Source organism: Pontibacterium sp., assembly GCF_041587635.1.
Lineage (GTDB): Bacteria > Pseudomonadota > Gammaproteobacteria > Pseudomonadales > Balneatricaceae > Pontibacterium.
The window spans coordinates 1-8,163 of sequence record NZ_JBFGYC010000128.1 but is presented as its reverse complement, the minus strand read 5'-3'; the positions used below and the strand labels follow the sequence as shown (position 1 = coordinate 8,163).

The following is an 8,163-nucleotide window of genomic DNA, read 5'->3' as shown; positions in this document are numbered from 1 at the left end:
TGCGCGAGCAGTATAACGATATCTCGTTAAGCGAACTCGACGCGGTCTGACAGACCGCGTTTAACATCGACACCTGCTTATTCAAAAATCAAAATTGGATAGATAAGGGTCAGCAATAAAAATACTGAAAAAGTCGTACTGAATCTATCCATCAGCCCCCTGAAGACAGCACCTACAATGCCAAAAACCTCTTCTCAACGTTTCCACCTTGTACGTTGCCAGACGCCCATACTCTGCTGAACGACACTAGATCGACTCTCTTCCCGTGTTGAGGATTTCAGCACGCACCTCCCTGTTTTACATCAAAGTTAATCTTTATCTGCCGATACTTAAAGGAGGAACCCATCCGCAGTGTTCAAAGCAGTGGTGAGTATCACTATCGTTGATTGTATGATGATCCAATTCAGAGGGCGACTGAATCCCCTGGCTTCACGCGGGACCAATAAATAGTTTTCAAGGAGGAGATATTGTGAATATAACCGTCGACTCAAACTCTACGACATTCGGGCTTAACACTGTGGGAGGTTTGGTCTTCGCAACTCAAACTAGCGACAGAACGTCCTTTTTCTCCCCCTACGACGCATTGATAACATCCACCTGGATGTCGCTATCAAATAGCAGTCTTAAAACCTACTACACCCTGGAAGGTTCTTTTTCCTATACCGATTCCAACGCACTTACCGGAACGTCAGGGACTGTATCCAGTTTCCTATACCTTGAATATTTAGGCGCGGGAAAGGGATACGATCGAGTCTCTTTTACCGATGTCAGCATCGACTTGAACTCCTTATTGTTTTCATCTGAGTGGTCAGCCCTGCTTGCGGGTGACGACAATATTACGGGTGGCGATAATTCCGACACGCTATCGGGCTACTCGGGGAACGATATTTTCACCGGAGGCAATGGTAACGATGCTATAACAGGTGGCGATGGCAGTGACACGGCTGTTTTTTCAGGCATTCGTTCAAACTACAGGCTTACTGAACAAGATGGCGTAGTCACTGTTTCAGATCGTGTCGGGTCTGAGGGTACTGATACGCTAACCGGTATCGAAACCCTACAATTCTCCGATGTTGCAATGTCAGTCACTGACATAGGCATTACCAACAACCGCGTAGAAAATAACGTACTCTCAATTATTGTGAACCAAGGCGTGCTTGGTTCAGACCCAATATTATTAACGGGTCTGGCAGAAACAACCATCTATCGCGATGGAGAAATCTCTGCCCATACAATCAGTTATGGCGGAAATGACTTTGCTTACGAAAGTGTTGACGCTCTTCTAACTACGGTTTTACGGGATGGAGAATTTACGGATGAATTTCGCACTGAAATTGCCGACTATGCGCCTTCTGCATCGAATATTACCTACCAAGAAGCAGTCTCTTTAGTGGGTGTTGCCAATATAGATGGTGTACTGCTGAGCGTCGCCGGTGCTGACGGCAACTACGTCGGCTAACGTAGCTGAGAATAAAGTGCCCCTTGAGAGGATCAACAAGAGTGCGATAGCTTTTGTGGCGCACCGCTGTCTTGTTCCAGATGTCGCAAACATTACTGCCTGAACCTATCCGCTACGCCCATGTTTCAGCGGTTTTGCCCTGCGACCTACTACAATTATCAGGGCAGCCTGCTGGCGACATATAACTCCCACAACTGCTGCTTTTCCAGCCAGAACATTGGGGTTGTTTTAAAGCACTCAGCTAAACGCAAGGCCGTATCGGCGGTAATCGCTCGCTGACCATTAACGATCTCATTCACCCGGCGACGGGAGATCCCCAGTGTTCGCGCCAGTTCAGACTGGGAGATATGGAGCGGTTTCATGTAGCAACGCTCCAGAAAAGCGCCGGGATGTTCCGGTTTTCGGCTACAGAAGCGTCGCCGAAGTACGGTTGCTTGCACGGGATACCTCTTGGACTCGACTCTGAAAAAAACGGCCCGCCTCCGGCATAAGATACCTTCGGCAGGCCCAACTATTGAATGACAATCGTGACCTTCAGGAACGACAGGTTCCTGAAGGTATTTTGCCTGTAGTCACTGATCAGCAGGTGGATCTGATAAGTGACTACCAACGGTCTCCCAGAGCAATCGGAAGATGGTCAAATGCCGCCGGATCAGTCCGGGCGGTCATCTTTAAACATACGCCAGCCACCAATCATGGTGGAGATCAGGCTCTGACGGGACATGATGTCTTCACGCACCGCCACGTATACATGGATCATGATAAAGGTGATCAGGTACCACATACCCAGATGGTGCCAGGTATGAACGTCCTGACTCTGCCCCATCGCCGGGATCACCCAGCCGAAAACAACATCGGCCCAACTTCCTTGCCCCAGTCCTTCGCCATACAGCGCAAAACCGGTGATGATCATGAAGATCATGCCCAGCACAAAGAAGAAAAACATCGCCAGCTGCCCCAGCGGGTTATGGCCAATATATTTCTTAGGGGTTTTCTCCAGAAACAGATACCAACGCACCTCATGGATCGCTTCACGCCACCATTTACGGGTTGCCAGCTTAGGGAAAAACAGTTCACGTGCGTGACTGTTCCCCACCAACGCCCAGTAGATGCGGCCTATGAATGCGATCGCGACGATGTAGCCCGCCGTAAAGTGCGCAAAGCGGATATATCCCATCAGGTAGTTATCGATCGCTTCACCCGGCATAGTCGGTAACGGTGATCCGATAAAATAACCGCTGACACACAGCACCAGTACAGAGAACACGGTCACCCAGTGCCATAAACGCACCGGGGCTTCGTATACGTACACCGCGGTCTGTTTGCGGGTGATCGGTTTTTCCTGCTCTTCACGAGTTGCATCTTCTCCGGTGAGCAGGTCGTCTTCTTTTACTGACATAGTCATCTTTCTAACCTCCCAGAACAGCGCGCAGAACCAGACTCAACCGACCCTACGCGCAGCACATTACCGGATTTTCACCTTAGTCAGCTCCTGGCCGTCTTCGGACATCACGTGTGTAGAACACGCCAGACAAGGGTCAAAGCTGTGCAACGTACGCAGAATTTCCACCGGCTCATCCGGTCGCTCCATCGGCGTATTCAGCAACGCGGCTTCAAAGGCGCCGATATTGCCCTGCGCATCACGCGGCGATCCGTTCCAGGTGGTGGGCACAATCGCCTGATAGTTTTCGATCTTGCCGTCTTTGATCTTGATCCAGTGACCCAGCGCGCCACGGGGGGCTTCGTTGATCCCTACACCCAGCGCCTCTTTTGGCCAGGTGCTTGGATCCCACTTCTCCACATTGGCAGTCGAACTGTCACCGTTCTTGATGTTGTTCACCAACTGATGCCAGTCATCGAGCATGGTGTCACAGCACAGTTCACACTCCAGCGCGCGTGCCAGCGTGCGACCTAACGTGGACGGCAGGAACTGTTTCAGTCCCAAATCCAGACCGGTGGCCTGATTAAAGCCTGACAGGGAGCGATCCACCTGCTCCTGCACATATTCCTGACCGGATACGTAACCGATGATGTAACGAGACAGTGGCCCCACTTCCATCGCATGACCGCGCCAGCGTGGTGCTTTAATCCAGCTGTACTTCGCAGATTCATCCAGCTCTTTGATGTTGGTTTTTGTGCCGACGGTATTGGGGCCCAGCTCGAACTTCGGCTCGGTTTCCCCATCCCATGGATGCAGGCCTTTTTCGCCGTTGGCGTAGCTGTACCACGAATGATCAACAAACTCCTGAATCTGTTCAGGGTCGCGCACATCCACCGGATGCACTTCGTTCCAGTTGCCGCCGATGATTGCACCAGCCGGCAGCAGATCCGTGGATTTGTCGTACGGCACCTGAGAATAAGTGCCGTACGAAAGCACGTTCTCAGCGGCCAGACCGCCACCATAGAGCCAGTCTTTGTAGATACTGGCCACCGCCATCACATCCGGCAGGTAAACGTTTTTGGTGAACTCCTGTGCTTCTCGGATACGCTCCAGTACAAAGTTCAGACTGGTCATATTCACCGGCGCACCGGACGCACCCGTTCCATCGATGTTGATCGCACAGGCGACACCGCCCACCATGTAGTTCGGATGCGGGTTTTTACCACCAAAGATGGTGTGAATCTTGACAATGTCACGCTGCAGATCCAGCGCTTCCAGATAGTGGGAAACAGCCATCAAGTCCGCTTCCGGCGGCAGTTTATACGCAGGGTTATCCCAGTAACCGTTGGCAAACAGGCCCAATTGGCCGGTTTCGACAAACTTCTTCAGGCGCGTCTGCACATCTTTGAAGTAACCCGGGCTGGATTTCGCATGCTTCGGCGACACCATTTGCTGCAGTTCAGAGGTTGCCACCGGATCGGCTTTTAGCGCGTTGACCGGGTTCACCCAGTCCAGAGCGTGCAGGTGATAGAAATGGACGATGTGATCGTGAATCTGCAGGGTTTTGTCCATCATATGACGGATCAGGTGGGCGTTGAGCGGTACCTGAATACCCAGCGCATCTTCCACCGCGCGCACTGAGGTCAGTGCATGGGTTCCGGTACAGACACCACAGATACGTTCAACAAACGCCCAGGCGTCACGAGGATCACGACCTTTCAGGATCACTTCCAAACCACGCCACATGGTGCCGGTGGAGACGGCGTTTCGGATGATGTTGTTCTCATCCACGTTTACTTCGCAACGCATGTGACCTTCGATACGGGTCACGGGATCAACAACAATACGACGACCGCTGTTATCCAGATTTTTTGTATTCAGTTCGGTCATTATTCCTGATCTCCTTTGTGCTGCGCGCGTTTCACTGCACTCACGGCAGCATGGGCCGCGATGGCCGCACCCACACCACCGGCGACGGCGGTACCTATCTGATCGGCATTTTTCTCAATGCCGAACTGCGGAATATTGGTCAGGCGATCATAGAAGGAGCCTTTGTCCCAAAAACCATCTTCGGAGCAACCGATACACCCGTGGCCCGCCTGAATCGGGAAGGAGGTGCCTTCGTTCCAGCGGACGGTTGAACACGCGTTATAGGTGGTCGGCCCCTTACAGCCCACTTTGTAGAGGCAGTACCCTTTGCGGGCGCCTTCATCGTCCCACTGCTCAACAAACTGCCCCGCATCAAAGTGCGGACGGCGGTAACATTTATCGTGGATTCGCTGACTGTAGAACATTTTCGGACGCCCCTGACGGTCCAGCTCTGGCAGCCTGCCAAAGGTCAGCATGTAGGTGATCACCCCGGTCATCACTTCCGCAATCGGCGGGCAACCGGGCACTTTGATAATCGGTTTATCGGTAATCACTTTGTGAATCGGTACCGCCTGTGTTGGGTTCGGACGTGCGGCCTGCACACAACCCCAGGATGCACAGGAACCCCACGCGATAACGGCTGCCGCATCTTTCGCGGCGTGCTTCAATTGATCGAGAAACGGTTTACCACCCACGATACAGAACATGCCGTCTTCGTTGAGCGGTGGATTACCTTCTACGGCCAGAATGTACTTACCTTTGTACTTCTGAATAGTCTCTTCCAGAATGGCCTCGGCCTGATGACCGGCAGATGCCATCAGCGTGTCGTCGTAGTCCAGTGAGATCATCGACAGCACCACGTCTTTAACCAGTGGATGTGCAGAACGGATAAAGGACTCGGAACAACAGGTACATTCAAGACCATGCAACCAGATCACCGGCGTACGTTCTTTGGTCTCCATCGCATGCGCGATCTGCGGCGCAAACGTTGGCCCCAGACCCAGAGCAGCGGCGGTCAGGCTACAGTATTTGAGGAAGCTACGACGGGTGATTCCCTGTCGTCGCATGACTTCGTAGAAGGTTTCGATTTGGGACATTCGGCTCTCTCCGGCAGTGGTACCGCTGAAGAAGCACTGCTCGTTTTGACCCACTCACCCCAGATGCAAAAGGTGCGGCAGCAAACAGTGTTCAGCTTTTTTGTTTTTTATTGGTTAGCTATAGCTTCAGCAAAGAGTGGGCCAAGTTTAAAAACCACTAGGAATCAACGATCAGGAGGGGAACAACAAAAACAATGGATAACTGACTTACCAGCCTGACCGAACAAACGGCAAGTCAGTTAGCAGCGACGAAGGTCGGAAGATGGAGTTCACACCCCGTCCATGGGGTCTCCATATAGATAGATCGAGCCGAGAATGTCTCAACTTATAGAGGGCAATGCACCACATCACACAATAGCGCTGTCTTGACGTTATGTTGGTGCAACTCGTAGAGACTGTCGATTAAGAGGGGGTCATTCGGTTTAATCCGCACCGCACAGTGAATCGCAGCGCGAGACGCTTCGCCACACTCGACAGAGCTCAACGCATAGGCGTAGTTATTCCACAGTTGTTCGTTGTCAGGATGATGCTGCAGTGCTTCACGGTACGTTGAGACAGAACCCTGATACTGCTGTTGACTGTACAACGCATTACCCAGCGCCAACCATATCAGCGCATTATCCGGCCAGCGCTCTATTGCATGCTGGTAGGCGCTGACAGCGATCTCTGGATGCAGCTTTTCTACATCATGTACAACACGCACGTATTGATCAGCATCTGCGCTCACAGGGATACGTTCAGGTGGTGCGGCCACCATTGCCCAACGCTTAGCCCGTGCCCAGGTTTTATCAAAGGTGTAGATCGGTACCACACGCCGCCGCTCTTCACCTGAACGCAGCGTGACGGTTTCCCGCTCCAGGTCATAGCCAACCACTACCGCGTAATGCCACTGCGGCAGCCAATCAAACCCCAGATTCTGCATCACCAGCACCGGTTGGTTGTTGGCCACTTCGGCAAAGAGCACATCCACGCGCCCTGTTAACTCATAAGGTAACCGTTGAAAACGGCGTGTTGTCGCGACGAGATCCACCTGCAAACTTCCTTTTCGCTCGGGTAGATAGACATAAGGTGTGAGTTCGTCAGGCACAGTATCAACACCGGTCGCACTTAGAATCGTCGCCAGTGCAGCGGGACCACAATGATATTGGGTCTGTGGAAAGAACGGTGTGTCTTCCAGCTCGATAGCGGTAGGCAGTTGATGCAGGCTGCTGGCCTGCTCACGCCAGACACTTTTGCTGCTGCACCCCGTCAGAAACAGGCTTCCTACAATCAGCCATATATTGAGTTTATGCACATTCAGGAGTGCAGATATCCTGATCATCGGATCGGTTTAACAAAGGTGAATATGTCGGTCGCACCCAAGGCATCCGTGATGATGAATACGATAAAGAACAGGGCGGCCAAGCCCACAATCCCTTCACCCGCCGGTAACTCATCCAGCTTCGCATTAAGCATCGCCACCTCGGCATCACTCATGCTACGGACCCGTTCCGCCGCCATCGACGCATCCAATCCATAGACTGTTAATTGTTGTTGCAACTCATCCTTTTGCAGCAAGGAGATCAAGCGTGCCCGCTCAGCATCACCCTGCTGCGCTTGTATCGCTTGGTCGGTCGTGATCATTGCCGCCTGAGCGACGGGCAACTGTATAAGGCCCAGCATCATGATAAGAACTGAAGCCACAATCTGCTTTGTTTTCTTCATTTCCGCTCACCATCAAACTGATTAAGAGTTTTCTAAGTATAGGAAATAAAGCCAACCTGACTTGAGCAACCCGATGAACAGTGCCATGCGACAGTGCTCAAGCCCTGATGAAGCAAATGAGAAAAGCCAGAAATATTGAATCGGATAAGATGGTTCAAAACAAAAAAGTCCGGGGATAAGCCCGGACTTTATTACACCTGGTAACGCCTAAATATGAGATCAGTCGTTGCGCACTATCACCACAGAACACCCCGCATGACGCACCACACGCTCCGCATTGGAACCAATAAAGTAGCTACGAATGCCCGGCTTACGCGCCATCATCACAATGACGTTGACGGCCAACGCTTCGGCAGTTTCAAGGATCTGGTCGTGGGCTGTTCCCTCACAGCAATGGCTAAATCCGACCAGGCCTTCAGGTAGCTCGGCCAGCAATCGATCCATGGTGTGTTTAGCGTCACGATGATGGCCAGCAATGCTTTGCTCATTCAGATGGGGATAACCGGCACTGTGAATCAGGCTTTGATCCACATAGAGCATATGCACTTCCGGTGACTCACCCTCCGCCATTTTGACAGCCACACGCATCAGCTCCCGGATATGATCTTCATGGGACAGATCTACCGGTAAAAGCACTTTATTAAACATCAGAT

General features: G+C 52.0%; 8 protein-coding genes. 1 reads left to right on the top strand and 7 read right to left on the bottom strand.

All coding sequences use genetic code 11. The features are described 5' to 3' along the window. The first annotated feature begins 469 nt into the window (after positions 1 to 469). Positions 470 to 1,459: a hypothetical protein gene (locus ABYW01_RS08530; protein WP_372832064.1), complete on the top strand. Its 990-nt coding sequence runs from the start codon at positions 470 to 472 to the stop codon at positions 1,457 to 1,459. Positions 1,460 to 1,617: 158 nt separating this feature from the next. Here ABYW01_RS08530 and ABYW01_RS08525 read toward each other — a convergent pair whose 3' ends face one another. The 7 genes from ABYW01_RS08525 to ABYW01_RS08495 form a co-directional block, all read right to left on the bottom strand. Continuing rightward, positions 1,618 to 1,899 (bottom strand): HigA family addiction module antitoxin, encoded by a 282-nt coding sequence (locus ABYW01_RS08525; RefSeq protein WP_372832063.1) that lies wholly within the window; start codon positions 1,897 to 1,899, stop codon positions 1,618 to 1,620. 212 nt (positions 1,900 to 2,111) lie between these two features. After that, positions 2,112 to 2,864 carry a Ni/Fe-hydrogenase, b-type cytochrome subunit gene (cybH, locus tag ABYW01_RS08520; RefSeq protein ID WP_372832062.1) on the bottom strand — a complete coding sequence of 251 codons (753 nt, stop codon included), beginning with the start codon at positions 2,862 to 2,864 and terminating at the stop codon, positions 2,112 to 2,114. A gap of 60 nt (positions 2,865 to 2,924) precedes the next feature. Next, a complete protein-coding gene (locus ABYW01_RS08515; RefSeq protein WP_193952910.1) occupies positions 2,925 to 4,730 on the bottom strand; it encodes a nickel-dependent hydrogenase large subunit in 1,806 nt (601 codons plus the stop codon). Continuing rightward, on the bottom strand, positions 4,730 to 5,806 hold the full coding sequence (locus ABYW01_RS08510) for a hydrogenase small subunit (RefSeq protein ID WP_372832060.1): 1,077 nt from the start codon (positions 5,804 to 5,806) through the stop codon (positions 4,730 to 4,732). Before ABYW01_RS08510 ends, ABYW01_RS08515 begins: the two co-directional genes overlap by 1 nt. Before the next feature lie 325 nt (positions 5,807 to 6,131). Next, the gene (locus ABYW01_RS08505) at positions 6,132 to 7,127 is read right to left on the bottom strand and encodes a PA2778 family cysteine peptidase (RefSeq protein ID WP_372832058.1); all 996 of its coding nucleotides are present in this window, start codon (positions 7,125 to 7,127) and stop codon (positions 6,132 to 6,134) included. Further along, on the bottom strand, positions 7,124 to 7,510 hold the full coding sequence (locus tag ABYW01_RS08500) for a DUF6627 family protein (protein ID WP_372832057.1): 387 nt from the start codon (positions 7,508 to 7,510) through the stop codon (positions 7,124 to 7,126). The genes ABYW01_RS08505 and ABYW01_RS08500 overlap by 4 nt, the downstream gene beginning before the upstream one ends. Before the next feature lie 219 nt (positions 7,511 to 7,729). Beyond that, on the bottom strand, positions 7,730 to 8,163 hold a 434-nt coding region (locus ABYW01_RS08495), incomplete at its 5' end, for a universal stress protein (protein ID WP_372832056.1).